This is a genomic window from Synechococcus sp. L2F, from assembly GCF_024345695.1.
Taxonomy (GTDB): domain Bacteria; phylum Cyanobacteriota; class Cyanobacteriia; order PCC-6307; family Cyanobiaceae; genus MW101C3.
In genome coordinates this window covers 87,805-111,816 of sequence record NZ_JAGQBP010000006.1, presented here as the reverse complement: position 1 = coordinate 111,816, position 24,012 = coordinate 87,805, and the positions used below count along the sequence as shown (strand labels likewise).

The window sequence follows — 24,012 nt, the reverse complement described above, 5'->3', positions numbered from 1 at the left end:
ATCGCCAACAACTACATCGACTACGCCATCAACGCCCTCGTCTGATCCCTCGCGGATTCAACGATGCAACCGAGGATTCTCTCCTCGCTTGCCATCGGCGCAACGGAGGCCTCACGGCCTCCTTTTTCATGCGCCTGCCTGAATCTGCCTGGCTGATGCTGGCAGGCTCAGGCAGGGCCACCGGACACCGGTCCGGTTGTTCTTCCGGCAAAGGCAGGCCACCCGCCTGCCTTTGCGAACCCGACACACAGCGGCCATGGATGTCGCCGGATCCACCATCGACACACCCCTCTCAGACCCTGCCGCCACGGGCGGTGGCGCACCGATTTCGGAAGCGGAGGCCCTGCGGCGGCTCCGCCAGAGCGAAGACCAGTCGTTGCAGTATTACGCCGCCTGGTGGCTGGGTCGCATGCGAAGCCGCCACCCCGACGCCGTGCCCCTGTTGTGCGTGGCCCTGAGGCAGCGCCAGCCCCGCCAGCTGGACGCCGGGGTGGAGCACAATGCCGTCGCCCGCAACGCCGCCCGCGCCCTGGGCAAGCTCGGCTCTGCCGACGCCGTCACCGACCTGATCGAAGCGCTCGACGATGAGGACGACGGGCTGCGCGAAGCCGCGGCCCGGGCCCTCGGTGAGCTGGGAGCCACCGCCGCGGTGGAGACTCTCTGCCGACGGCTCGCCAGCGGTCCCGCCGTGGCCGGGGCCGTGCAGCCGGCCAGCAGTCGGCTGCAGGAACCCTGCGAAGCGCTGCTGGAAGCCCTTGGGTCGCTTGGGCAGGCCACGCCCACCGTGCTGGCGGTGATCGAGCCGTTCGTGGCGCATGAGCGGCCGTTGATCCGCAGCGCCGCCTGCCGCGCTCTGCTGCAGCTCACGGGCGACCATCGCTGGGGCGAGCAGCTGGTGGAACTGCTTGATCATCCCCAGCTGCAGGTGCGGCGCGCCGCCTTGATGGATCTGGGAGCTGCCGGCTGGCGGCCTGCGCTGGAGCCGATTCGCTGCACCCTGGCCGAAAACAGCCTCAAGCTGATCGCTTTGCGCGGGCTGGCGGAAAACCTGCAGCCGCCCGCCATGTCCGATCCCGCCACCACCGCTGTGCTGGCAGTGATGGACGACCTGCTCTGACCATGTCATCTGCTGATCCGAGCGTTCTGATTCGCAACCTCAAGGAGGCCGACAGCCCCGTCGGGCTGCTGCAGGCCACCCGCGCCCTGGCGACGGCCTGCCATCCAGAGGCTGCTGTCCATCTGGTGGAGGTGCTGGGCTTCAACAATCCCGGGGCAGCGGTGGCGGCGGTGGAGGGATTGGTCGCCCTCGGCACCGCTGCCGTGGAGCCCCTGCTGACCAACATCGACGGCTACAACTACGGCGCCAGGGCCTGGGCCGTGCGCGCCCTCTCCGGCATCGGTGATCCCCGCGGCCTGGCGGTGCTGGAGGAGGCCCTTGCCGAAGACATCGGGCCGAGCGTGCGGCGTGCGGCGGCCCGCGGGCTCGGCCAGCTGCGGTTGGAGAGCCTGCCGCAGGAGGAGCGCAGCGCCATCTGGCAGCGCTGTCTCACGGGGCTGCTGGCTGGAGCGGCCGATCCGGAATGGGTGGTGCGCTATGCCGTCGTGGTGAGCCTGGAGCAACTGCTGCCCCATCCTCTTGCGGCTGAACAGCGCGTGCGTGGGCTGGCGCAGCTGGAGGGACTGGCCGCGCCGGCTTCGGAAGACACCTTGGTGGTGCGTCTGCGCGCCAGGCTGGCGCTCGACAATCTGTCTGGCTGATGGCGATGGCTCCCACCCGTGTCCTGTTTGTCTGCCTCGGCAACATCTGCCGCTCCCCGGCGGCGGAAGGGGTGTTCCTCAGCCAACTGGAGCAGGCCGGGCTCTCGCACGCCTTTGCTGTGGATTCCGCCGGCACGGGCGGTTGGCATGTGGGCCATCCCGCCGATGCGCGCATGCGCGCCGCTGCCGAGCGGCGCGGCATCCTGCTCACCAGCCGGGCCCGCCAGCTCGAACGGGGCGATCTGGACCGGTTCGACCACATCCTCACGATGGATGAGGACAACCTGGCCGCCGTGCGTGCCCTGGCCGGCGACGGGAACCACAGAGCCACGGTCACCCCACTCACCACCTACTGCCGCCGCCACAGCGCCAGCCACGTGCCCGATCCCTATTACGGCGGCAGTCAGGGATTCGAGCAGGTGCTCGACCTTCTGGATGACGCCTGCGCCGGACTGTTGGCACACCTCGAAGCCAGTGGCGGCGAGGGTGGCTCTGCCAGTGGAGGCGCCGCCGCCGGTGGACACGGACCTGGCGGTGGAGCTGGAAACGGAGCCGGCGCGGCTTAGGCCGGATCCGGCCAGGCCTCTTCCGGCACCCGCTCGCGAAACAGTTCGGTCAGCCGTTCGATCACCGCTTCGATCGCCATACCATCGGTGATCAGCTCCACCGCATCCTCGGCCTGGAGCAGGGGCGCAACAGCCCGGGTCGAATCGAGCCGGTCGCGTTCGGCGATCTGCGCCTCCAGCTCCGCGCCTGCTGGTACAGCGAAGCCCCGCTCCGCCAGATCGAGCGCCCGGCGACGCGCCCGCTCCGCCACGGTGGCCGTGAGGAACACCTTCAGCTCGGCGTCCGGGAATACAGCTGTGCCGATGTCGCGGCCTTCGGCCACCAGGCCGCCGCGCTCCCCCATGCCCTGCTGCTGGCGCGTGAGCGCCTCACGCACACAGGCATGGGCCGCCACCACGGACACCTGAGCGGTGACGTCCGGACTACGGATCGCCGTGGTGATATCGATGCCGTTGATGGTGACGCACGGTTCGCCGCCGGGGCCGTTGTCGAGGCGAAGCTCCAGGGCCTCGAGCAGGGGAGCCACAGCCGCGGCATCGGCAGGATCGGCCCCCTGGCGCTGCACCCACCAGGTGACGGCGCGGTACATGGCGCCGGTGTCGAGATAGATCAGCCCCAGCCGCCGGGCGAAGGCGCGGGTCACTGTGCTCTTGCCGGCGCCAGCAGGGCCGTCGATGGCGACGATCGGGAGACGGGTCATCAGAACGGTGTGATCGATCAGGCGGCTGGGCCCGCAACGGACGGCCACGGCGAGCAGAGCCATGGCGCGGAGCTGGGTCACCGGCGCCAGGGTCTGGGGGACCACCAGCTCGGCGTACTCCACCGCAAGGGCGGCAGCCTCGAGACCTTGGCACACCGCCTGCTGCACCACGGCGGCGCTGCGTTCGCCTGCGGCCACCAGGGCCCGGCCGGCTTCCAGCGCCCGGGGCAGGGCTGCAGCCTGCAGGCGTTGGGGAGAGGAGAGATAACGGTTGCGGGAGCTGCCAGCCACGCCATCGGCTTCACGCCAGGTAGGACAGCCGCGGATCTGCAGCGGCAGCCCGAGATCGGCCACCACCCGACGCAGCACCACCAGCTGTTGCCAGTCTTTTTCGCCGAGCCAGAGCTGCTCAGGGCGGATCAGACCCAGCAAACGGCAGACCACCGTGGCCACCCCTTCGAAGTGGCCCGGGCGGTGCCGGGCGCAGAGGCCGGCAAGCAAGGCCGGCGGCGGGCACACACGGGTGAGGCCTGCGTCACCACCGGGGAAGAGCTCTTCGGCCGTGGGCACGAACAACGCCGTTGCTCCGGCCGCCTCAGCCAGAGCACGATCGGCCTCCAATGTGCGGGGGTACGACTGGAAGTCCTCGCCCGGGCCGAACTGGAGCGGGTTGACGAACAGGCTCACCAGCACACGTGGCTGGTGGCGGCGGCCATCCGGCGCGAGCACCGGCCGGCCGGCCCGCTCGATCAGGCTGAGATGGCCGGGGTGAAGCGCCCCCATGGTGGGCACGAAGTGGAGGGGCACGTTCCGGGTGGAGGGGGTGCCGCACCAATGCTGCAGCTCCCGGCGAGTTCTCAGCAGGCGCACCGGCTCCACAAGCGAAAGGCCCCAACCGAGGGATTCTCGGATGGGGCCTGTGCACCCCTCAGAAGGGGTGTTGAAGAGGAAGACCTACCGCAGGACTTCCAGGCGGACCGGGGCGAGGCCGCTGGCCACCAGGCCCAGGTGCTGGGCGGCTCCATGGGCGAGGTCAATGACGCGGCCGCCGGTGAAGGGGCCTCGGTCATTGATGCGCACCACTGCCGTGCGGCCGTTGTTGAGGTTGGTGACCCGCACCTTGGTGCCGAAGGGGAGGGTGCGGTGGGCGGCCGTCATGGTGCCGGGGCGGAACACCTCGCCGTTGGCGGTGCGATTGCCGAAGAAGCCGGGGCCGTACCAGCTGGCTTTGCCGCTGCTCACGTTGACGACGCGCGGGGCGCGGGGAGCTGGGGCGACAGGGGCGGGAACAACCGGGCGCACTTCGGGTTCGGGAGCGACTTCGCTCTGCACTTCCCGGATGGCCACGTCAGTGCTGGTTTCGAGCTGGACCGTGGGCTGGCTCACCTGGGCCGAAGCCAGCAGGGGGGACTTGTGGGAAAGGGTCGAATCAGCCAGAGCCGGTACGGCGAGGCTGCTGCCGGAGAGCAGAAAGGCGATGGCGCCAAGGAAAAAGGAAGGTTGCATAACGCTCGGAACGCCCCTGGGTGAAAGAAATCGCCAATGAGAATTGGGAAATTTCTTTGGCTCTCCGCGCCAGGTAACGACCTGGAGCATCGAGCAGACGAGGGGAATTCCTGGGCAGAAGTAACGGCCCGGCAAAGTTAGGCTGTCTTTTCAGTGCAGTTCGGCCAGGAATACGCCGAAGAAAATGATCAGGAACAATCATCAAAGCCGACATCCCTGTCACTGTCTGCACTTCCTGACCACCACCGCCCAGGCAATGATCAGCGAACCCGATCACCCCGATCAGCGCCGCTGATGGTTTCCTGTGCCAATCGACCCAGCGTCTACCGGAAATGGCGCCCGCCGGTCGCGAGCGGCACCGCATTCAGCGCAATCTGTCCCGCTGCATCGGAGGATCGGAGCGGAGATCGCCCGCCCTGAAGGACCTGAGCCATGGACTACCGCAGTGCAGGGGTGGATGTGGTCGCCGGTCGCGCCTTCGTTGAGCGCATCCGCAGCAGCGTGGATTCGACCCGCCGGCCTGAGGTGGTGGGGAACCTCGGCGGCTTTGGAGGGCTGTGCCGGCTGCCGGCCGGGCTGAAGAAGCCGCTTCTCGTCTCCGGCACCGATGGCGTGGGCACCAAGCTGGAACTGGCGCAGGCCCATGGCCGTCACCACGACGTGGGCATCGACCTGGTGGCCATGTGCGTGAACGACGTGGTCACCAGCGGCGCCGAGCCTCTGTTCTTTCTCGACTACATCGCTACCGGCAAGCTGAGTCCTGAGGCCATGGCGGCCGTGGTGGAAGGCATCGCCGACGGTTGCCGTCAGAGCGGCTGTGCCCTGCTGGGTGGGGAAACCGCCGAGATGCCCGGCTTCTACCCCAGCGGTCGCTACGACCTGGCGGGGTTCTGCGTGGCGGTCGTGGAAGAGGACGCACTCATCGATGGGCGGCAGGTCAGCGCCGGTGATCGCCTCATCGCCCTGGGCAGCAGTGGCGTCCACAGCAACGGTTTCAGCCTGGTGCGACGGGTACTGGAGGCGGCAGGGGCCAGCAGTGAAACGCGGCTGCCCGGCAGCGGCGCGTCGGTGATCGAGGCCCTGCTGACGCCCACCCAGCTGTATCCCGCCGCAGTGAAGGCCCTGCTGACTGCTGGGGTACCGCTCCGGGCAATGGCCCACATCACCGGCGGCGGACTGCCGGAAAACCTGCCACGCGCCCTGCCGGCACACCTGCACGCAGTGATCGATCCCGCCAGCTGGGAGCGGCCTGCGCTGTTCTGCTGGCTGCAGGAACAGGGCAGCATCCCGGAAGAAGACCTCTGGAACACCTTCAACCTGGGGGTGGGATTCGTGCTGGTGGTACCGCCAGCGGCCCTTCCTGATGCGCTTGCCGTGTGCGCCGCCATCGGCCAGGCGGCCTGGCCATTGGGAGTAGTGGCAGAGGGCTCTGCAAGCAACCGTCCACTTGGGGGGTTGCCGTACTGACACCGCCTGCCAGAAATGACAAATTGGATTCGGCTTATCCGCGATCGGTCGTCGAGCAGGTGACACGATTCGCTTCACATGCTCCCCAGGCCTTCTGGAGCCAGCAGGAGCCACGTCTTCGTCGATAACTCCCTTTGTCCATGATTCCCAACCCCGGTCGCATCACCCGTCGCCGCAGCTCCGCTCCTCCTCTGGCTCCCGTGCCGCCTCGTCGCCACGGCGAAAGCTTCTCTCGACCCCCGATCCGCCCCACCTTTCTCACCCTGAGGGACTACGGCAAGGTGTATGTGGCGGATCTACCGCGCCTCTCGGATGGCCAGCTGGGCCACGTGCTCAAGGAAGCCCGCGACATCCTCGAGAGTCTCAACAACCGCCTCAAGGAACTTGAACTGCAGGCCTCGCTCAGCCCGCTGGAGCAGGAAACCGTGATCCGGGCCGGCACCAAACGGGATGTGACCGAGCGCTTCATTCAGGCCCTTACCGAAGAGCTCGAGCAGCGCCGCAACAACCCCGCCCTGCGCGCCGCCGTGGGCGAATCCCTGGCCCGTACCTTCCTGGAGATGGCTCGCCATCGGCTGCCAGGTTCAACCTTCGATTCCCTCCTGCAGGAGGCGATGGCCGCCTGCGGCGGCGACGACGGCTCCGCTCTGGCTGAAGCGGACGACATCGCCGACGAGGACGAATCGGAGGAACGCTCCGCCCCGGTGCTGGTGCGCGTCACCCGGCCTGCCGCCATGCCGGTGGTGCTCACACCCGATGCCTCCCCGGCGTAAGCCCCCAGGGCGCCTGTTCATCCATCGCCCGCCGTTCTGGAGCGCTTGGGTTCAGGCGCTCTGAAAGGGATTGGCCGGCATGCGCACCGGCAGGGCCAGTGCCAGCCCATCAAGCTCGTGGCGTTCAGCAGCGCTGAGCTGCCAGGCCAGCGCTGACGCTGCTCCATCCACCTGTGCCGGCGTGCGCAGGCCGGGGATCGGCATGGCTCCGTGGGCGCGGCACCAGTTCAGCGCCACTTCCGCCACCTGGGCCCCACGGGCATGGGCCATCGCCCGCATCGCCTCGAGCAACGGGGTGATACGCGGCCATAAGCGGCGGTACAACACACCCCTCGGGCCTACCGGCCAGCTCTCGCCAGCCCGGTGGCGATCGCTGAGCAGCCCCAGGGCGAGCGGGCTGTAAGCGATCAGCTCGACGCCGAGCTCGCGGCAACAGTCCGCCACGCCCCCCGGCGCCAGGGCCTCAGGTGCCAGCAGCGAGATCTGCACCTGCAGGCTCGCCAGCCGCACCCCCCGCTCGGCCAGGTGCCGGTGCACGCGGCGCAGGCGCTGCGGGCCCATGTTCGACACCCCCAGGCTGGTGGCAGCGCCGGCCAACACCCGATCCGCCAGTCCGTCGAGCAGGGGCCCCTCCTGCCAGGGCGCGTAGCGGGCGGTGCTCCAGTGCAGTTGCACCCGGTCGAGCTTGCCTCGCAGGCGCTCGCTTGATGCATCGAAGGCACGCCCGAAACCGCCGCGGCCCAGCCGCCAGGGGAAGGGGGCCAGTTTGGTGGCCAGGCACAACGCCTGCCGCTCGCCGGGTGGCAGGGCCGCAGCGAAGCGGCCGAGCAGGGTTTCGCTGCGGCCCGTGAACCGGCCGGTGCCGTAGGAGTCGGCGGTGTCGAAGAACCGGAAGCCCTGGGCCACCGCCCGCTGAAACGTGGCCTCCAGCTCGGCGTCGTGCCGCTCGGGCTGGTAGCCCCACAGAAACTGGTTGCCCCAGGCCCAGGTGCCCACGCCGATGGCTGGGACCACCGTTGCAGCCGCAGCTGGCTCGAGGGAAGAACTCCGCTCCCGCATGGCTCCACGTGCTCCACGGCCTAGTGGCCATGATCGTGGTTCGTTGCTGTTCAGTGTCATGCAGCCAGGCAGCCGGTTGCCCGAGCCCAGCCCCGAGCCTCCCGTGGCCGTGGCTGATTCCACCCCTGCCGAACCGGTGCTGTGCCAGCACTGCGGGCGCACCGCCAGCAACGGGATCGCCTGCCAGGGGTCCTGCGTGGCCGATTCCGGCTACTGATCCACGCGTTGGCCGGCGCTTCTGCTCCGGCCGCTCCCCCGGATCAGCACAGACAATGGGGTTCATCCCGCCCCTGAGCCGTGCAAACTCCTTTGAACGTGGCGGGCCGATGGGCGGCCCGTCTCTCCTTGGCGTTACTCGCCGCCGCCCCGCTGGGCGGTTCCTTCCCTTCGGTCGTCCGAGCCGCTGAGCCGGGCGACGATTTCGGCCGGCTGCGCAAAGCACCCGACACCTGCCGCGCCAACCTGGCGGAGGCGCCGGCAGTGGCCTGCACGTCGATCCAGCTGGAACAACGCGCCCGTGGGTCGCTCAGCATCCGCTTCTTCCTGCCGGAAGCGGAGGCAGTGAGCCACCAGCTCACGTTTGCGGGGGTGTTGACGCCGGGCAGCCAGCCGCTGCAATGCCGTCAGGGCCGTTGCCGCCTGCAGGGGCCGATCGAAACGGAGATCGGCAGCATCAGCGAAAGCGGCTTCGACGGCCGTGGGCTGGCGACCAGCTTGCCGAAGGCCTGGCCGGTGCGGGGCCGCTGCAAGGTGGAGCAACTGCAACTGAGCTGCGAAGGCACATCCTTCAGCGGAGAGCGCTGGCAAGCGCAGGCCAGCTTCTGACGACGCTGCTACCGCGCCAGTGACCTGCACTCTCCCGAAGCCCCGGGCACCCACGCCTCATGGCGGGGCGAGGAGCTAACGGTTGACTGAATAAAGAGGCGGCACCCAGATTCGAACTGGGGGTAAAGGATTTGCAATCCTCTGCCTTACCACTTGGCCATGCCGCCGCATGGGGGAGCAAACTCCCTGGACCGGATCGTATCAGCCACGGCATGCCCTCCCGTCTGCTGGTCCTGAGCAACGGGCATGGGGAGGATCTGATCGCGCTCAAGGTGATCGAGGCCCTGCAGCAGCGGCAGCCGGGCCTGGACGTGTGCGTTCTGCCCCTGGTGGGAGAAGGGCAGTGCTTTGCCGCGGCCGAAGCCGCCGGCGCCCTGCAGCGCATCGGCCCCCGCCAACGGCTGCCCAGCGGCGGCTTCAGCAACCAGAGTCTCTCCGGGCTGGTTCAGGACCTCGTCGCCGGCCTGCCCCAGCTCAGCTGGGGCCACCTGCAGACGGTGCGCCGCTGGGGGCGCACCCACCAGCCCCTGCTCGCTGTGGGAGACCTGCTCCCCCTGGCCCTGGCCTGGAGCAGCGGGGCACCGTTCGCCTTCATCGGCACCCCCAAGAGCGACTACACCTGGCGCAGCGGCCCGGGCCACAACGGCCTGGCCGATGGCTATCACCGCTGCAAAGGCAGCGAGTGGGATCCCTGGGAATGGGCGCTGATGGGCTCGCGGCGCTGCCGGCTGGTGGCGGTCCGTGATGGGCTCACCGCCCGGGGGCTGCGCCGCCATGGGGTGCCGGCCCTGGCTCCGGGCAACCCGATGATGGATGGGCTGGCACCCACGGCCCTGCCGGCGGCTCTGGCCTCCAGCCGGCGGCTGGTGCTGCTGTGCGGCAGTCGTCTGCCGGAAGCGATCCGCAACTTCGAGCGGCTTCTTTCTGCCCTTCAGGGGCTGGCGGCAGAGCACGACACGCTGGTGTTCTGCCCGATCGGTGCCACCCCGGCGCCGGAGCAGCTCGGGCCAGCGCTGCGTGCGCATGGCTTCCAGCCTGTAGCCGTGCCCGGCGGCAGCGGCGCCGATCAGGCCTGGCGGCGGGGCGCGATGGTGCTGTTGCTGGGCCGGGGTTGCTTTCCGCGCTGGGCGGGGTGGGGAGAGCTGGGCCTGGCCACGGCGGGCACGGCCACCGAACAACTCGTGGGGCTCGGCCTGCCAGCCCTGTCTTTGCCGGGTCCTGGCCCGCAGTTCAAGCGGGCCTTCGCGCGCCGGCAGAGCCGGCTGCTGGGGGGAGCGGTGCAGGTGTGCGCCAGCCCTGGCGCATTGACCCGTCGCCTGAGGGAGCTGCTGCAGGATCCAGCCGGCATCCGCCGGCTGGGCCAGATCGGCCGGCGCCGCATGGGCAGCGCCGGCGGCAGCGAGCGACTGGCGGCCCTGCTCGAACGCCAGCTGCTGGCAGGGGGCCGGGGCTGAGGCGAGGATGGGGTCAACTCCCTACGCACCCCCCTGATGCCAGTTCCGCCCAATCGGGCCTATGCGGTGGCCACCGGCAACCTGGCCACCCTGCTGGGCATCAGCATCTCCTCCGCCCGGCGGCGGGTGGATCTGCAGGCGGCACGGGAGGAGGTGCGTGATGCCGCCGGCAGAGTGGTGATCGCCGAGCGGCTGATCGAGGCGGCGCGCGCCGATGCCCTCAGCCAGGGCCGGCTGCTGGATGAGCTGCTGGTGGCCAAGCCTTCGGAATCCAATTTCCTCGACGAGGACTGAACGTCACCGGCGCTGGGCGGATAGGGCTTCAGCGACCTTGGTCGTGGGGCGCCTCAACGGCTTTGTACGGGCAGCCCTTCATCGGCCCTGGGCGTTCGAACCCTCAGCGACCCTGGGCCGAATGCTCGAACACGGAGCCGAAGCGGCTGCGGTCGAGGTCGGCGAACACCGGGATGCAGGCAAAGCAACGCTGCGCCAGCTCGAGGCGCTCTTCGCGTTCCAGGATCGCGCTCAGGCGGCGGTAGGCGGGCAGCAGGTAGCGGGCATCGTTGGCCGCATAGGCCAGCTGGGCCTCATCGAGCTCCTCCACCCGTCCCCAGTCGCTGCTCTGGGCCTGCTTGTCGAGCTCCACACCCACGAGCTCCTGCACCACCTCCTTGAGGCCATGGCGGGAGCTGTAGGTGCGGGCCAGGCGGCTGGCCACCTTGGTGCAGAACAGCGGCGCCACAGCGATGCCGAGCCCTTCCCCCAGGGCCGCCACATCGAAGCGGGCGAAATGGAACACCTTCTCGATCGTGGGGCTTTCCATCAGCTGCTGCAGACGCGGCGCCGCCTTCTGGCCGCGGGCGATGCGGATGCAGCAGACGTTGTCCTCGTCGTCGGCGATCTGTACCAGACAGAGGCGGTCACGACCGTGCACCAGCCCCATGGCTTCGGTATCCACCGCCAGGGCGGGCGCGGCGGCATACAGCCCCAGCCATTCCTCGTCGAGGTCGCCATCGAAGACGGCGAAGCGGGCGGGTGCGGAGGCGGAGGAACCCATCGAAGGCGAAGCGACGGTCGTCATCGTCGCCCGCCGGGGGACTGGGAGAGAATGGCAGCCACACACGGCCCGCTCCCCATGCCCCCTGCCCTGGGCTCCACCCTGCTGCTCACCGTTCTGCTGGCGATCGGGCTGGTGTTCTTCCTGCGGGCCGCCAGCAAGGACCGCACCACGGTGGTGGAGGTGCACTCGCCCCGCCCGCCGGTGGAGGTGCTGGAGGGCCTGAGCCAATGGTTGCTGCAGCGCGGCTGGCGCACCGACAGCGGCGATGCCGAGCGGCGGGTGCTTCGCTTCCAGGGCACCGTGGCCGCCAGCACCAATCTGGCGCTGCTGCTGTCCCTGCTGGCGGCGGTGGGGGGGGCCTGCCTCGGCCTGGTGCTGCGTCAGCTGTTGCCGGTGCTGGGCGGCTGGCCGCTGCTGCTGGTGGCGGCAGGCCCACTGGCGGGGGTGGTCTACCGGCGGCGGGCCAACCGGCAGGAGCAGGTCGAGTTGCGTCTGATCAGCGGCGATGAGGCCTCCGGCAGCAGCCTGCAGCTGCGGGCCCACCGCGATGAACTGATCGCCCTGGAACTGGAGATGGGCCCCCGCCTGCAGCTGGCCAGCGACGGTGCCCTGCTCAGCTCCCCGATCTGATCCCCATGCACTGCCTCGCCCCGACGCGCTGGCCCGGATCGCTGCTGCCCCGGTTCGGCCTGCTGGCGCTGGTGATCACCACCACGCTGCCGGTGCCGGCGGCCCTGGCCGGCCATGATCCTCTCACCGGTCCCCGCACCCGGCTCAGCAAAGACTGGGTGGGCACCCGCACGCTCCCCCCCGGCACGCCGGTCCTGGTGCTGGCGGGCCACGCCGACTCCCAGGGCATCGCCGGCGCCGGCACACCGGGTGAGGCCGTGGGCCTGTTCGGGGCGGCCCCGATGCAGGCGGAGATCCGCGACGAGCTCTTCTGGAACCTGGCGGTGGCCCAGGAGGTGGCACGGCTCGGCCAGCAGCGTGGTCTGGCGATCGGCTTCTACGACCCCCCGCTCCGCACGATCGCCAACGGCGACGATCCCCGCACCAACTGGAGTGTGGGCCGCGAGCACGTGCGCCGCGGCGGCTATGCGGTCGAGATCCACTTCGATGCCTACGGCCCCGATGGATTCGGCTCCGGCCTGATCCCCCCGTTGCAGCAGCCGCTCAGCCGCCTCGACGAAGCACTGGCCGGTGCCTTCGGCGGGTTTCCGGCCCGCTTCCGCCAGGGGCTGGGGGCGCCCCGGCGCGGCATCGCCATCCTTGAGATCGGCAAGCTGGAAGGGCCCCTGGAAGCCGGGCTGCGCGACCCCTACCGGCGCCAGGCCACTCTGGAGGCCATCGCCGCCCGGGTGGTGCAGGCCATTGAGACGGGTCTCACGCCCAGTCCTGGCGGGCCCGGGACGGCTCCGCTCAGTCCACAGCCTGTCGGGGTCGGCAGCGTTCCTCCAGCGATGGATCGCTGAGCCACTCCTGCGGGCGGGTGAACAGCTCGGTGAGCAGCGCTTCGCGGCTGCCAGGCTCCGGCACATACCCGTATTCCCAGCGCACCAGCGGCGGCAGCGACATCAGGATCGACTCGGTGCGGCCGTTGGTTTGCAGGCCGAAGATCGTGCCGCGGTCGAACACCAGGTTGAACTCCACGTAGCGCCCGCGCCGGTAGAGCTGGAACTGCCGCTCTCGCTCGCCGTAGGGAAGGCCATTGCGCTTCTCCACGATCGGGATGAAGCTGGGCAGGAAGGCATTGCCGCAGGCTCCGGCCAGGCGGAACAGCTGCTCCCAGCCGTGGCTGCAGGGCCCCAGGGCCTTGCTGACGGCAGCGGCAGGGCCGGCTGGATCCTGCCCCTTGTAGAGGATGCCGCCCGGATCCTGGTAGTCGTAGAAGATGCCGCCGATGCCGCGGGTCTCGCCTCGGTGCTTCAGGTGGAAGTATTCGTCGCACCACGGTTTGAACACCGTGTAATAGGCCGGGTCGACGCTGTCGCAGGCAGCCTTGAGCGTGCCGTGGAAATGGCGCGCGTCCTCCAGGAACGGGTAGTAGGGGGTGAGGTCGGCGCCGCCGCCGAACCACCACACAGGGCCGGCCTCGAAATAGCGGTAGTTGAGGTGGACGGTGGGAACGTAGGGGTTGCGGGGGTGGAGCACCATTGAGGTGCCGGTGGCGAACCAGTGCTGCCCCTTGGCCTCGGGCCGCTGGTTGAGGATTGACGGGGGAAGGTTGTCACCCTCCACCTCGGAGAAGTTCACACCGCCCTGCTCGAACACACGGCCCTCGCGCATCACCCGCGAGCGACCGCCCCCGCCTTCGGGGCGCTCCCAGCTTTCCTCCTTGAAGGTTCCCTCGCCGTCCAGGGCTTGCAGTCCCGCGCAGATGCTGTCCTGCAGGCCCATCAGCAACTGTCTGGCGCGCTGGCGTGAATCCGCGGGGGGTGGCGTCGCCGTGCCCTCTGGCCCGGGGGCCGTCGCTGTGCCCACGGGGCCGGGGGACTGGGTTCCCACCGGCTCCGGCCCGCCCTGCCTGGCCACTCCCTGCTCCGCCACCAATCCCTTCGCCGCAAACGGCGCCCGATACCTGAACACCATTCCAGCCTGTCGCCCCGCCAGACAAGCCTTCGAGAGGGTCTGTCATGGGAGCGGCGCCTAAGATCACCCTCTTTGCCCAGTCAGCCGGATGGCCACCGCCGATCAGGCACGCGAAGCCCTTCAGGCCCTCTGCGACGCGGGCACCGGCCGCAGCCTGCTGGAACTGGCCTGGATCAGCCAGGTGCGCACCCAGGACAACCGCGCCCTGTTCCGACTCGCCCTTCCCGGCTACGCCACCAGCCAGCGCGAGCAGATCGCCAGCGCCGCGAGGGCAGCCCTGCTGGCGCTTGATGGCATCGACGACGTCCAGATCGAGCTGGCCCAGCCCGCCTCAAGCGCGGGGCACGGCCATGGCCATGGCGCCTCGGCGGCCCCGGGGCAGCTGCCCGAGCGCCAGGGCATCCCCGGGGTGAAGCGGGTGATCGCCGTCAGCAGCGGCAAGGGCGGTGTCGGCAAGAGCACGGTGGCCGTCAACCTGGCCTGCGCCCTGGCCGCCAGCGGCCTGAAGGTGGGCCTGCTGGACGCCGACATCTACGGCCCCAATGCCCCCACCATGCTGGGCGTGGCCGACCGCACCCCTGAGGTGAGCGGCAGCGGCGACCAGCAGGTGCTCACACCGATCGACACCTGCGGCATCGGCCTGGTGTCGATGGGCTTGCTGATCCAGGAAAACCAGCCGGTGGTGTGGCGTGGACCGATGCTCAACGGCATCATCCGCCAGTTTCTGTATCAGGTGAACTGGGGCGAACGCGACGTGCTGGTGGTCGACCTGCCACCCGGCACCGGCGACGCCCAGCTCACCCTCGCCCAGGCCGTGCCCATGGCCGGCGTGGTGATCGTCACCACACCCCAGAAGGTGTCGCTGCAGGATGCGCGCCGCGGCCTGGCGATGTTCCTGCAGATGGGGGTGAAGGTGCTGGGCGTGGTGGAGAACATGAGTGTGTTCATTCCTCCCGACAGGCCGGAGACCCGCTACGCGATCTTCGGCAGCGGTGGCGGCGCCGCCCTGGCCGCCGAAGCCGAGGTGCCCCTGCTGGCGGAACTTCCCCTGGAGATGAGCGTGATGGAGGCCGGTGATCAGGGGTTGCCGGTGGTGGTGGCCCGGCCGGATTCCGCCATGGGCCAGGCCTTCCGCGCCCTGGCGCAAAGCCTCTCCAGCCCGAGCCTGACCCCGGCCTGAGCGTGATGGGCTTGCCCAAAGGGCGGCAGAGCATGTTCTCGGCGCGGCGGCCCCAACGGCGATCGCCGTTTCAGGAGATCGATCTGGTGCTGTGGGGCATCCCCCTGGCCATGACCTTCCTGGCCGGCATCCTGATCGCCAGCACCCAGCGCCAGGCCGAATTCGCCGACTGGTATCAGCACTGGATCACCGGAGGGGTGGGCCTGGTGCTGGCGGCCCTGCTGTCTCGGGTGCCGCTGGAGCGGCTCAGGGCGCTGCTGCTGCCCATCTACGGCCTCACCGTGGTGAGCCTCATCAGCGTGCGATTGATCGGCACCTACGCCCTCGGGGCGCAGCGCTGGATCAACATCGGCGGCTTTCACGTGCAGCCTTCGGAGTTCGCCAAGCTCGGCGCGATCCTGCTGCTCGCCGGTGTGCTGTCGCGCTACCCGATCGAGCGACCGGTGGATCTGATCAGGCCCACCGGGGTGTTCCTGATTCCCTGGACCCTGGTGTTCCTGGAACCCAACCTGGGCACCTCTTTGGTGTTCGCCGCCGTTCTGCTGGTGATGATGTTCTGGGCCGGCATGCCGCTGGGCTGGGTGGTGCTGCTGCTGTCACCGCTGGTGGCAGCGATCCTGGCCGGCACACTCCCACCGGCGCTCGGGATCTGGGTGCCGCTCATGGGCCTGATCGCCTACCGCTCTTTGCCGTGGCGCTGGATCGGCGTGGCGATCACCCTGGCGGTGCAGGGGCTGTTTGCGGCCATCACCCCTTACCTCTGGATGCATGGGCTGAAGGCCTACCAACGCGACCGGCTGGTGCTGTTTCTCGATCCATCCAAGGATCCCCTCGGTGGGGGGTACCACCTGCTTCAGAGCAAGATCGGCATCGGCTCCGGCGGGCTCTGGGGCACCGGCCTGATGCACGGTCAGCTGACCAAACTGCGTTTCATCCCCGAGCAGCACACGGATTTCATCTTCAGCGCCCTCGGCGAGGAGCTCGGTTTCGTGGGCGCGATGCTGCTGCTGCTCGGCTTCGGTGTGCTGATGTGGCGCCTGCTGCAGATCGCCGGCAAGGCCCGCACCGATTTCGAGTCGTTGGTGGTGATCGGCGTGGGCGCCATGGTTCTGTTCCAGGTGGTGGTTAACATCAACATGACCATCGGGCTGGGGCCGGTCACCGGCATCCCCCTCCCTTGGATGAGCTACGGGCGTTCCTCCCTGCTGGTGAACTTCCTGGCGCTGGGGCTTTGCGCCTCGGTGAACCGCCACAGCCGCCACCAGCAGAGCCACTGGTGACCTCCCCGAGCCTGGCGCAGATCAGGCAGAGGCTGGCCAAAGGGGTGCCGCCCGGGCGCGCCGACGAGGACGGCGTGCGCCGGCAATGGTGGGCGGCCCTGGCCACCTTGCAGAACGACTTCCTGCCAGCGCTCCAGCCGCTTCGCGGCGTTTGGCTGGCCTCGCCCCTGCCGGCTCTCTACGAGCCAGCGTTGCTGCAACAGCTGCAGGGATGGGTCTGGACCCCGGCGGCGGTGGGGTCGTTGCTGCAGCCGCCGGTTGCACTGCTTCCGGATCCGCGCGGGGCCGTCCCGGCGGCGGCGGAAGGGAAGGCCGCCGCCTTCGAACGCCTGATCTTGCGGGACGACGACGGCACCGATCCGCTGTTGTTGCTGATCACCCCCGACCTGCAGGTGGCCATGGCCCTGGAGGGGGAGCCCCCGCGCCGCCGCTTTGTGCTGCGCTTCGATCCCGCCACCCTCTCGGCCGCCCTGCAACTGGTGGACCAGCGGCTGCAGGACACGGCTCCGCAGGCGGGTCTGCAATTGCGCAGCGCTCTGCAGCGGCTGGGCCAGCTGCGCAGCGACGAGGGCATGGCCTTGCGCTTCTGGCCGCGGCTGGGGGAACAGCTGGCCGCCATGGCGCCGAGTGTCACGCTTCAGCCGCTGGTGGCTACGGGAGCCGGCAACGATCACCAGGCCGAACGCTCCAGCGAGCTAGCCCTGCTGGAAGCCCTCACCCATGAGGTGCGCACGCCCCTGGCCACGATCCGCACCCTCATCCGCTCCCTGCTGCGGCGCCGCGACCTGCCCGCCGTAGTGGAGCAGCGGCTGCAGCAGATCGACAGCGAATGCAGCGAACAGATCGATCGCTTCGGTCTGATCTTCCATGCCGCCGAGCTGCAGCGTCAGCCGCGGCAGCAGCAACAGCTCGCCCGCACCGATCTGGCGGCCCTGCTGCACCAGCTGGCAGGGCTCTGGCAGCGGCAGCTGGAACGGCGCGGCCTGACGCTGCAGCTTGAGGTGGCCGAGGCGATGCCGCCGGTGCTCAGCGATCCGAGCCGCCTGGAAACGATGCTGGGCGGCCTGATCGACCGGTTCAGCCGCAGCCTGCCGGGGGGCACCACCGTGCGGATCCGCCTGCAACCGGCGGGATCACGGCTGAAATTGCAGCTGAGCTGCGATGAAGCCGGCGGCGGCCGTGAGCCTGACGGAGACAAGTCCGGGGGGCGGGGATCCACCGCCACCGTCGGACCGGTGCTGCGCTGGGATCCGCTCACCGGCAGCCTGCAGCTCAGCCGGCAGGCCACTCAGGACCTCTTCCGCAGCCTGGGGGGCCGGTTGACCGAACGCTCCGGCAGCGGCCTGACCGTGTTCTTTCCCCTCGCCAACCAGGGGGCGACCGCGCCTCCGCCACGCGAACCCGCCTGACTTTGTTGACGGGTGTGAAGACCAGGCACCGAGAGACGGTCTGGCTGAAATGACAGTGCTAGCTTCCAGCCGAAATGGTCGGCGGACGGCTTCTGAGCACCCCTCAGACCCCTGCAGACTCCCCTCCCCCCACAGCCATGACAGCAACGGCGCTGAGCGGTCAACTTCCCAAGTACATCGGCAGCACCGGCGGTCTGCTCAACTCGGCTGAAACTGAGGAGAAGTACGCGATCACCTGGACCAGCTCCAAATCCCAGCCCTTCGAGCTGCCCACCGGTGGTGCCGCCGAGATGAACGAAGGGGAGAACATCATGTATTTCGCCCGCAAGGAACAGTGCCTCGCCCTCGGTACGCAGCTGCGCACCAAGTTCAAACCCAGAATTGAGGATTACAAGGTTTACCGTATCTTCCCCGGCGGTGACACCGAGTATCTGCACCCGAAAGATGGTGTGTTCCCCGAGAAGGTCAACGAAGGCCGCCCAATGGTGAACCACAACGCCCGCCGCATCGGCCAGAACCCCGACCCTTCCTCGATCAAGTTCTCGGGCCGCAACACCTTCGACAGCTGAAGTTCTGACCTGCGCTGATCCCTCGCGCAAACAACACTTAGAAAGGCGGGGCCGGTGGCCCCGTTTTTTTTGCCCGGCCGTAGGCCCGATGCCCTTTCCCGATCGCGACGCCTTTCTCGCTCAGGCCAGCTCAGGCCGCACCTTCATCCCCCTGTGGGACCGCTGGCCAGCCGACCTCGAAACGCCTCTCACCACCTGGTTGAAGGTGGGCACCACAAGCAGCCATGGGGTGCTGCTGGAGTCGGTTGAGGGCGGCGAGCGGGTGGGGCGGTGGAGCTTCGTTGCCACCGATCCCCTCTGGACGCTCACGGTGCGTGGTGCCAGCGCCGAGCGCCTCTGGCGTGATGGGCGCTGCGAGCCGCTGGAAGGCAACCCCTTCGAGCTGTTGCGCGACGGCCTGGCCGGACTCCATACCAGCCCGATCCCCGGCCTGCCGCCGGTGGGGCAGCTGTTCGGCTTCTGGGGCTACGAGCTGATTCGCTGGATCGAACCCAGCGTGCCGGTGCATCCCTGCGATCCGCATGGCCCGCCCGATGGCTGCTGGATGCTGGCCGACAGCCTGCTGGTGTTCGACCAGGTGAAGCGGCAGATCACGGCTGTGGCCTACGCCGACCTGAGCCAGGGGGGCGATCCCGAGCAGGCCTACGCGGCGGCAGTGGAGCGCATCTCGGCGCTGGAAGCCCGCATGCATGCTCCGCTGCCCAGCAGCGTCCTACCGCTGCGCTGGGAATCGGAGCCCACCAGGACGCTCCCCACCACCAGCAACCGCAGCCGGGAGGATTTCGAGTCCGCCGTGCGGGCCTCCCGCGAACACATCGCCGCCGGCGATGTGTTCCAGCTGGTGCTCAGCCAGCGGCTGGAAACCCGCATGCACCGCGATCCGTTCGACATCTACAGAAGCCTGCGGATGGTGAACCCCTCCCCTTACATGGCCTTCTTCAACTTCGGCGGCTGGCACCTGATCGGCTCGAGCCCCGAGGTGATGGTGAAGGCCGAGCCGATGGCGGCAGGGGTGAAGGCCTCGCTGCGGCCGATCGCCGGCACGCGGCGCCGCGGCGCCGATGAAAGCGAAGACCAGCAGCTCGAGCGCGACCTGCTGGCCGATCCCAAGGAACGGGCCGAGCATGTGATGCTCGTGGATCTCGGTCGCAACGACCTGGGCCGGGTCTGCGCACCCGGCAGCGTCAAGGTCACGGAGCTGATGGTGATTGAGCGCTATTCCCACGTGATGCACATCGTCAGCCAGGTGGAGGGCGTGCTCGCCGCTGGCAAGGACATCTGGGACCTGCTCAAGGCCTCCTTCCCCGCCGGCACCGTGAGTGGCGCCCCGAAGATCAGGGCGATGCAGCTGATTCATGCCCTTGAACCCGATGCCCGAGGCCCGTACTCCGGCGTCTACGGCGCCATGGACCTGAGCGGTGCGCTCAACACCGCGATCACGATCCGCACGATGGTGGTGCTGCCCCACCCGGACGGCGGCTGGCGGGTGCAGGTGCAGGCGGGAGCCGGCCTGGTGGCGGATTCCCAGCCCGCCAGTGAGTACGAGGAAACCTTGAACAAGGCGCGCGGCCTGCTCAAGGCGCTGGCCTGCCTCGGCGAGGAACGGCCATGAGCGCCTCCCTGCTGACCAAAGGGTTCGAGGTGGAACTGTTCACCGGCCGCTCCGACGGCCGTGTGGTGGGGGTGGCGGCTGAGGCCGCCGCGGCCCTCAGCGGCTTCGTGACCGAACCGGATCACCGCAATCTCGAATACATCACCGAACCGGACGCCGATTACTCCCGCCAGCTGGCGCTGCTGCTGGAGCCCCGCCGACGGTTGCGGCACTGGCTGCAGGACCGCGGCCTCACCCTGCTGCCGGGCAGCACCTTGAGCCTGGGGGACAGCCGGCGCTTCGAGCGCTCCGACCCCAGCAACCCGTACCACGGCTTCATCGCCTCGGCCTACGGCACCCGGGTGGTGACCGCGAGCGTGCACATCAACCTGGGCCTCACGTCGATGGATCCCCTGTTCGCCGCCTGCCGGCTGCTGCGCTGCGAGGCGGCGCTGCTGCTGGCCCTGAGTGCGAGCAGCCCCTTCCTCGATGGCGTCGCCACCGGCGCCCATTCGCAGCGATGGCTGCAGTTTCCGCTCACCCCCGAGCAGGTACCCCTGTTTCTCGATCACGGGCACTACATCCGTTGGATGGAAGAGCAGCTGGCGGCGGGAACGATGCGCAACATCCGCCACCTCTGGACCTCCGTGCGGCCCAACGGCGACGACCGTCCCCACCGGCTTAACCGGGTGGAGATCCGGATCTGTGATCTGATCAGCGATCCCCGGCTGCTGCTGGCGATCACCGCCTTCGCCGAGCTGCGCCTGTGGCAGCTGCTCGACGCCCCCGACGCCCACGACCCCCTGCTCGCCAGCCGTCTCAGCCCCGACGCCCTGGCGGAGCTGGCCGATGCCAACGATCAGGCCGCCGCGCGCCTGAGCCTCGACAGTGAGTTGCGCGACTGGCGCAGCGGCGAAACGATCACGGCTCGCGCCTGGCTGCGGCGGGAGATCGATGCGCTGTGGCCCCTGGCCGAACGCAGCGGCCTCGCCCCCTGGCTGCTGCCGCTGGAGGCGGTGCTGCGGGACGGCAACCAGGCGATCCGCTGGCTGGCGCTGCACCGGCAGGGCGAATCGATCGAGGCGATCCTCAGCCGCGAGGTGGTCTGGATGGAAGAGCAGGAACGCACGTGGGATCCGGCACCGCTCAACACAGAAGCCCTGCACCCTTTGGGATGATCATGGGAGCGTCCTCTGCTGGCTCCGTCCTCATGCGGCAGTCCCTGTCCGCCCCTGCACCCATGCGCGAAGACGGCGTCATGGAGGCCGGCCTGGCGCAGCCTGCCCCGCGGGTGACCCGTCTGCTCGGTGAGCGGCTGGAGCTGGTTGAAGACCTCTGGAAAACCGTGCTGCGCAGCGAGTGCCCGCCCGAGCAGGCGGAACGGCTGCTGCGCATGAAGGATCTCAGCGATCCCGCCAACGCCCTGACGGCCAGCGCCACCAGCGCAGCGATCGTGCAGCTGATCAGGGACATGGACCTGGCGGAGGCGATCGCCGCGGCCCGCGCCTTTTCTCTCTACTTCCAGCTGGTCAACATCCTCGAGCAGCACATCGAGGAAGACAGCTACCTGGCCAGCCTCCAGGAGGGCACCACCAACCCCATCCCCGATCCGTTCGCGCCGCCGCTCGCCAGCCAGACCGATCCGGCCACCTTCCGCGAGCTGTTCACCCGCCTGCGGGGGCTGAACGTGCCTCCTGCCCAGCTGGAAAACCTGCTGCGCGAACTGGACATCCGCCTGGTGTTCACTGCCCACCCCACCGAGATCGTGCGCCACACCGTGCGGCACAAGCAGCGGCGGGTGGCGAGCCTGATCCACCGGCTACAAGTGAACAGCCCCAGCGATCTGCACGACGAGCGCAGCCTCAGGCTGCAGCTGGAGGAGGAGATCCGGCTGTGGTGGCGCACCGATGAGCTGCACCAGTTCAAGCCGTCGGTGCTCGACGAAGTCGACTACGCCCTGCATTACTTCCAGCAGGTGCTGTTCGACGCCATGCCGCTGCTGCGCCAGCGCATCCACAGCGCCCTGGGCTGCAGCTACCCGGATGTGGAGCCCCCCCGCGACGCCTTCTGCACCTTCGGCTCCTGGGTGGGAGCTGATCGCGACGGCAACCCCTCGGTCACGCCGGACATCACCTGGCGCACTGCCTGCTATCAGCGGCAGCTGATGATCGAGCGCTACATCAGCGCCGTCCAGGACCTGCGCGATCAACTCAGCATCTCGATGCAGTGGAGCCAGGTGAGCGCTCCGCTGCTGGAATCCCTGGAGATGGATCGGCTGCGCTTCCCCGAGATCTACGACGAACGGGCTGCCCGCTACCGGCTGGAGCCCTACCGGCTGAAGCTGAGCTACACCCTGGAGCGGTTGCGCCTCACCCACCGCCGCAACCAGCAGTTGGCGGAGGCGGGCTGGGAGGCCCCCTGCGATGCCGGCTCCTTCCCGCCGGCTCTCACCATCGGCACCGGGCCGATCGCCAGCGCCCCGCAAGACCTCCACTACGCCTCCGTGGATGAATTGCGCACCGATCTGGAGCTGCTGCGCGACAGCCTCGAAACCACCGGGCTCAGCTGTGAGCCGCTGCGCAAGCTGCTGAGCCAGGTGCACATCTTCGGCTTCAGCCTCGCCACCCTCGACATCCGCCAGGAGAGCACCCGCCACAGCGATGCCCTCGACGAACTGAGCCGTTACCTCCAGCTGCCGGTGCCCTACGGCGAGATGGCCGAGGACGAGCGCGTCGCCTGGTTGCTGCAGGAGCTGCAGACGCGGCGGCCGCTGCTGCCCGCCGCCGCCGTCTGGAGCCCGGCCACGGCCGAAACCTTCGCGGTGTTCCGCATGCTTGAGCGGCTGCAGCGGGAGTTCGGCACGCGCATCTGCCGCAGCTACGTGATCTCGATGTCGCACACGGCCTCGGATCTGCTGGAGGTGCTGCTGCTCGCCAAGGAGGCCGGGCTGGTCGATCCCAAGGCGGTGCGCACCTCGCTGCTGGTGGTGCCCCTGTTCGAAACGGTCGAAGACCTCCAGCACGCCCCGGCCGTGATGGAGCGGCTGTTCAGCGAACCCTTCTACCTGCAGCTGCTCGCCAGCAATGGCGAAGCCGACAGGGCCCTGCAGGAAGTGATGCTCGGCTACTCCGACAGCAACAAGGATTCCGGCTTTCTCTCCAGCAACTGGGAGATCCACAAGGCCCAGATCGGCCTGCAGCGGCTGGCGCTGCAGCACGGGGTGGCGCTGCGCATCTTCCATGGCCGCGGCGGCTCGGTGGGACGCGGCGGCGGCCCCGCCTACCAGGCGATCCTGGCCCAGCCGAGCGGAACGATGAATGGCCGCATCAAGATCACCGAGCAGGGCGAGGTGCTCGCCTCGAAGTATTCCCTGCCCGAGCTGGCGCTCTACAACCTCGAGACGATGACCACCGCCGTGCTGCAGAACAGCCTGGTGAGCAGCAGCCTCGATGACACCCCCGCCTGGAACGAGCTGATGGGCCGCCTCGGCGCCCGCTCCCGTCAGCACTACCGCAAGCTGGTGCATGAAAACCCCGACCTCGTGGAGTTCTTCCAGCAGGTCACCCCGATCGAGGAGATCAGCAAGCTGCAGATCTCCAGCCGGCCGGCCCGCCGCAAGAGCGGCGCCAAGGATCTGTCCAGCCTGCGGGCCATCCCGTGGGTGTTCGGCTGGACCCAGAGCCGCTTCCTGCTGCCGAGCTGGTTCGGTGTGGGGGCGGCGCTACAGGAGGAGCTGGAGCACGACCCCGACCAGCTGGAGCTGCTGAAGCTGCTCTACCAGCGCTGGCCCTTTTTCCGGATGCTGATCTCCAAGGTGGAGATGACCCTCTCGAAGGTGGATCTCGACCTGGCCCATCACTACGTGCAGGCTCTGGGCCGGCCCAGCCACCGCGACGCCTTCGAGCGCATCTTCGAGGTGATCGCCGCCGAGTTCACGCTCACCCGGGATCTGGTGCTGAAGATCTCCGGCCACACCCGCCTGCTGGATGGTGATCCGGCCCTGCAGCTCTCGGTCGACCTGCGCAACCGCACGATCATTCCGCTGGGCTTCCTGCAGGTGGCCCTGCTGCGCCGCCTGCGCGACCAGCATCGCCAGCCGCCGATGAGTGAAGTGGCCAGCGATGCCGCCACCGATGGGCGCACCTACAGCCGCAGTGAGCTGCTGCGCGGCGCCCTGCTCACGATCAATGGCATCGCCGCCGGCATGCGCAACACGGGTTGAACG

22 protein-coding genes, 1 tRNA gene and 1 pseudogene are annotated in these 24,012 nt (G+C 68.9%); 18 read left to right on the top strand and 6 right to left on the bottom strand.

What is annotated here, in order from left to right:
- Positions 1 to 256 precede the first annotated feature (256 nt).
- The 3 genes and pseudogenes from KBZ19_RS14295 to KBZ19_RS14285 form a co-directional block, all read left to right on the top strand.
- The gene (locus KBZ19_RS14295; RefSeq protein WP_255101385.1) at positions 257 to 1,117 is read left to right on the top strand and encodes a HEAT repeat domain-containing protein; all 861 of its coding nucleotides are present in this window, start codon (positions 257 to 259) and stop codon (positions 1,115 to 1,117) included.
- A 2-nt stretch (positions 1,118 to 1,119) separates the two neighbouring features.
- Complete coding sequence (locus KBZ19_RS14290) at positions 1,120 to 1,758, top strand: HEAT repeat domain-containing protein (RefSeq protein ID WP_094514128.1); 639 nt, start codon at positions 1,120 to 1,122, stop codon at positions 1,756 to 1,758.
- A gap of 5 nt (positions 1,759 to 1,763) precedes the next feature.
- Positions 1,764 to 2,225 (top strand): annotated as a pseudogene (locus KBZ19_RS14285) (low molecular weight protein-tyrosine-phosphatase); the annotation flags it as partial.
- Positions 2,226 to 2,320: 95 nt separating this feature from the next.
- On the opposite strand, the gene KBZ19_RS14280 reads toward KBZ19_RS14285, so the two are convergent.
- Positions 2,321 to 3,895 (bottom strand): bifunctional pantoate--beta-alanine ligase/(d)CMP kinase, encoded by a 1,575-nt coding sequence (locus KBZ19_RS14280; RefSeq protein ID WP_255101384.1) that lies wholly within the window; start codon positions 3,893 to 3,895, stop codon positions 2,321 to 2,323.
- An 84-nt stretch (positions 3,896 to 3,979) separates the two neighbouring features.
- Positions 3,980 to 4,531: a septal ring lytic transglycosylase RlpA family protein gene (locus KBZ19_RS14275; RefSeq protein WP_255101383.1), complete on the bottom strand. Its 552-nt coding sequence runs from the start codon at positions 4,529 to 4,531 to the stop codon at positions 3,980 to 3,982.
- Positions 4,532 to 4,963: 432 nt separating this feature from the next.
- On the opposite strand from KBZ19_RS14275, the gene purM reads away from it, so the two are divergent.
- Complete coding sequence (gene purM / locus KBZ19_RS14270; protein WP_255101382.1) at positions 4,964 to 5,998, top strand: phosphoribosylformylglycinamidine cyclo-ligase; 1,035 nt, start codon at positions 4,964 to 4,966, stop codon at positions 5,996 to 5,998.
- 140 nt (positions 5,999 to 6,138) lie between these two features.
- Positions 6,139 to 6,771, top strand: a complete 633-nt coding sequence (locus tag KBZ19_RS14265; RefSeq protein WP_094514137.1) for a hypothetical protein — start codon at positions 6,139 to 6,141, stop codon at positions 6,769 to 6,771.
- Positions 6,772 to 6,822: 51 nt separating this feature from the next.
- On the opposite strand, the gene KBZ19_RS14260 is transcribed toward KBZ19_RS14265, so the two are convergent.
- Positions 6,823 to 7,830 (bottom strand): aldo/keto reductase, encoded by a 1,008-nt coding sequence (locus KBZ19_RS14260; protein WP_255101381.1) that lies wholly within the window; start codon positions 7,828 to 7,830, stop codon positions 6,823 to 6,825.
- A 76-nt stretch (positions 7,831 to 7,906) separates the two neighbouring features.
- On the opposite strand from KBZ19_RS14260, the gene KBZ19_RS14255 reads away from it, so the two are divergent.
- Both KBZ19_RS14255 and KBZ19_RS14250 read left to right on the top strand, forming a co-directional pair.
- Entirely contained in the window at positions 7,907 to 8,047 is a 141-nt protein-coding gene (locus KBZ19_RS14255; protein WP_255101380.1) for a hypothetical protein, read from the top strand.
- Between the two features lie 128 nt (positions 8,048 to 8,175).
- A complete protein-coding gene (locus KBZ19_RS14250; RefSeq protein WP_255101379.1) occupies positions 8,176 to 8,655 on the top strand; it encodes a hypothetical protein in 480 nt (159 codons plus the stop codon).
- A 96-nt stretch (positions 8,656 to 8,751) separates the two neighbouring features.
- Here the strand turns inward: KBZ19_RS14250 and KBZ19_RS14245 are convergent.
- A tRNA-Cys gene (locus KBZ19_RS14245) sits at positions 8,752 to 8,822 on the bottom strand.
- A 45-nt stretch (positions 8,823 to 8,867) separates the two neighbouring features.
- Between KBZ19_RS14245 and KBZ19_RS14240 the strand changes: the two genes are divergently transcribed.
- Both KBZ19_RS14240 and KBZ19_RS14235 read left to right on the top strand, forming a co-directional pair.
- On the top strand, positions 8,868 to 10,109 hold the full coding sequence (locus KBZ19_RS14240) for a lipid-A-disaccharide synthase-related protein (RefSeq protein ID WP_255101378.1): 1,242 nt from the start codon (positions 8,868 to 8,870) through the stop codon (positions 10,107 to 10,109).
- A gap of 36 nt (positions 10,110 to 10,145) precedes the next feature.
- A complete protein-coding gene (locus KBZ19_RS14235; RefSeq protein WP_255101377.1) occupies positions 10,146 to 10,403 on the top strand; it encodes a hypothetical protein in 258 nt (85 codons plus the stop codon).
- 103 nt (positions 10,404 to 10,506) lie between these two features.
- Here the strand turns inward: KBZ19_RS14235 and KBZ19_RS14230 are convergent, their stop codons facing one another.
- Positions 10,507 to 11,166, bottom strand: a complete 660-nt coding sequence (locus KBZ19_RS14230) for a ribonuclease D (RefSeq protein WP_094514157.1) — start codon at positions 11,164 to 11,166, stop codon at positions 10,507 to 10,509.
- 78 nt (positions 11,167 to 11,244) lie between these two features.
- Here KBZ19_RS14230 and KBZ19_RS14225 point away from each other — a divergent pair, with 78 nt between their 5' ends.
- Together KBZ19_RS14225 and KBZ19_RS14220 are read left to right on the top strand one after the other, a co-directional pair.
- Complete coding sequence (locus tag KBZ19_RS14225; protein ID WP_094514160.1) at positions 11,245 to 11,799, top strand: cofactor assembly of complex C subunit B; 555 nt, start codon at positions 11,245 to 11,247, stop codon at positions 11,797 to 11,799.
- Between the two features lie 5 nt (positions 11,800 to 11,804).
- Positions 11,805 to 12,641 carry a dehydrogenase gene (locus KBZ19_RS14220; RefSeq protein ID WP_255101375.1) on the top strand — a complete coding sequence of 279 codons (837 nt, stop codon included), beginning with the start codon at positions 11,805 to 11,807 and terminating at the stop codon, positions 12,639 to 12,641.
- On the opposite strand, the gene hemF is transcribed toward KBZ19_RS14220, so the two are convergent.
- Entirely contained in the window at positions 12,589 to 13,758 is a 1,170-nt protein-coding gene (gene hemF, locus KBZ19_RS14215) for an oxygen-dependent coproporphyrinogen oxidase (protein ID WP_255101372.1), read from the bottom strand. The genes KBZ19_RS14220 and hemF overlap by 53 nt on opposite strands.
- A gap of 88 nt (positions 13,759 to 13,846) precedes the next feature.
- Here hemF and KBZ19_RS14210 point away from each other — a divergent pair, with 88 nt between their 5' ends.
- The 7 genes from KBZ19_RS14210 (at position 13,847) to ppc (ending at position 24,009) form a co-directional block, all read left to right on the top strand.
- Positions 13,847 to 14,938, top strand: a complete 1,092-nt coding sequence (locus KBZ19_RS14210; protein ID WP_255101371.1) for an Mrp/NBP35 family ATP-binding protein — start codon at positions 13,847 to 13,849, stop codon at positions 14,936 to 14,938.
- 5 nt (positions 14,939 to 14,943) lie between these two features.
- The gene (gene rodA / locus KBZ19_RS14205; RefSeq protein WP_369803080.1) at positions 14,944 to 16,218 is read left to right on the top strand and encodes a rod shape-determining protein RodA; all 1,275 of its coding nucleotides are present in this window, start codon (positions 14,944 to 14,946) and stop codon (positions 16,216 to 16,218) included.
- Positions 16,215 to 17,627 carry a sensor histidine kinase gene (locus KBZ19_RS14200; protein ID WP_399220379.1) on the top strand — a complete coding sequence of 471 codons (1,413 nt, stop codon included), beginning with the start codon at positions 16,215 to 16,217 and terminating at the stop codon, positions 17,625 to 17,627. The genes rodA and KBZ19_RS14200 overlap by 4 nt, the downstream gene beginning before the upstream one ends.
- Positions 17,628 to 17,764: 137 nt before the next feature.
- Positions 17,765 to 18,196 (top strand): photosystem I reaction center subunit II PsaD, encoded by a 432-nt coding sequence (locus tag KBZ19_RS14195; protein WP_094514174.1) that lies wholly within the window; start codon positions 17,765 to 17,767, stop codon positions 18,194 to 18,196.
- A gap of 88 nt (positions 18,197 to 18,284) precedes the next feature.
- Positions 18,285 to 19,808, top strand: coding sequence for an anthranilate synthase component I family protein (locus KBZ19_RS14190; protein WP_255101370.1), 1,524 nt, complete (start codon positions 18,285 to 18,287; stop codon positions 19,806 to 19,808).
- A complete protein-coding gene (gene gshA / locus KBZ19_RS14185; RefSeq protein WP_255101368.1) occupies positions 19,805 to 20,965 on the top strand; it encodes a glutamate--cysteine ligase in 1,161 nt (386 codons plus the stop codon). Before KBZ19_RS14190 ends, gshA begins: the two co-directional genes overlap by 4 nt.
- On the top strand, positions 20,962 to 24,009 hold the full coding sequence (gene ppc, locus KBZ19_RS14180) for a phosphoenolpyruvate carboxylase (RefSeq protein WP_369803084.1): 3,048 nt from the start codon (positions 20,962 to 20,964) through the stop codon (positions 24,007 to 24,009). The genes gshA and ppc overlap by 4 nt, the downstream gene beginning before the upstream one ends.
- Positions 24,010 to 24,012: the final 3 nt, after the last annotated feature.

Coding starts and splice junctions, on each gene's coding strand:
- KBZ19_RS14260 (WP_255101381.1), bottom strand. CDS start 7,830: ATGCGGGAGCGGAGTTCTTCCCTCGAGCCAGCTGCGGCTGCAACGGTG.
- KBZ19_RS14275 (WP_255101383.1), bottom strand. CDS start 4,531: ATGCAACCTTCCTTTTTCCTTGGCGCCATCGCCTTTCTGCTCTCCGGC.
- gshA (WP_255101368.1), top strand. CDS start 19,805: ATGAGCGCCTCCCTGCTGACCAAAGGGTTCGAGGTGGAACTGTTCACC.
- ppc (WP_369803084.1), top strand. CDS start 20,962: ATGATCATGGGAGCGTCCTCTGCTGGCTCCGTCCTCATGCGGCAGTCC.
- KBZ19_RS14195 (WP_094514174.1), top strand. CDS start 17,765: ATGACAGCAACGGCGCTGAGCGGTCAACTTCCCAAGTACATCGGCAGC.
- KBZ19_RS14290 (WP_094514128.1), top strand. CDS start 1,120: ATGTCATCTGCTGATCCGAGCGTTCTGATTCGCAACCTCAAGGAGGCC.
- purM (WP_255101382.1), top strand. CDS start 4,964: ATGGACTACCGCAGTGCAGGGGTGGATGTGGTCGCCGGTCGCGCCTTC.
- KBZ19_RS14265 (WP_094514137.1), top strand. CDS start 6,139: ATGATTCCCAACCCCGGTCGCATCACCCGTCGCCGCAGCTCCGCTCCT.
- KBZ19_RS14220 (WP_255101375.1), top strand. CDS start 11,805: ATGCACTGCCTCGCCCCGACGCGCTGGCCCGGATCGCTGCTGCCCCGG.
- KBZ19_RS14210 (WP_255101371.1), top strand. CDS start 13,847: ATGGCCACCGCCGATCAGGCACGCGAAGCCCTTCAGGCCCTCTGCGAC.
- KBZ19_RS14295 (WP_255101385.1), top strand. CDS start 257: ATGGATGTCGCCGGATCCACCATCGACACACCCCTCTCAGACCCTGCC.
- KBZ19_RS14225 (WP_094514160.1), top strand. CDS start 11,245: ATGCCCCCTGCCCTGGGCTCCACCCTGCTGCTCACCGTTCTGCTGGCG.
- KBZ19_RS14235 (WP_255101377.1), top strand. CDS start 10,146: ATGCCAGTTCCGCCCAATCGGGCCTATGCGGTGGCCACCGGCAACCTG.
- rodA (WP_369803080.1), top strand. CDS start 14,944: ATGGGCTTGCCCAAAGGGCGGCAGAGCATGTTCTCGGCGCGGCGGCCC.
- KBZ19_RS14190 (WP_255101370.1), top strand. CDS start 18,285: ATGCCCTTTCCCGATCGCGACGCCTTTCTCGCTCAGGCCAGCTCAGGC.
- KBZ19_RS14230 (WP_094514157.1), bottom strand. CDS start 11,166: ATGGGTTCCTCCGCCTCCGCACCCGCCCGCTTCGCCGTCTTCGATGGC.
- hemF (WP_255101372.1), bottom strand. CDS start 13,758: ATGGTGTTCAGGTATCGGGCGCCGTTTGCGGCGAAGGGATTGGTGGCG.
- KBZ19_RS14240 (WP_255101378.1), top strand. CDS start 8,868: ATGCCCTCCCGTCTGCTGGTCCTGAGCAACGGGCATGGGGAGGATCTG.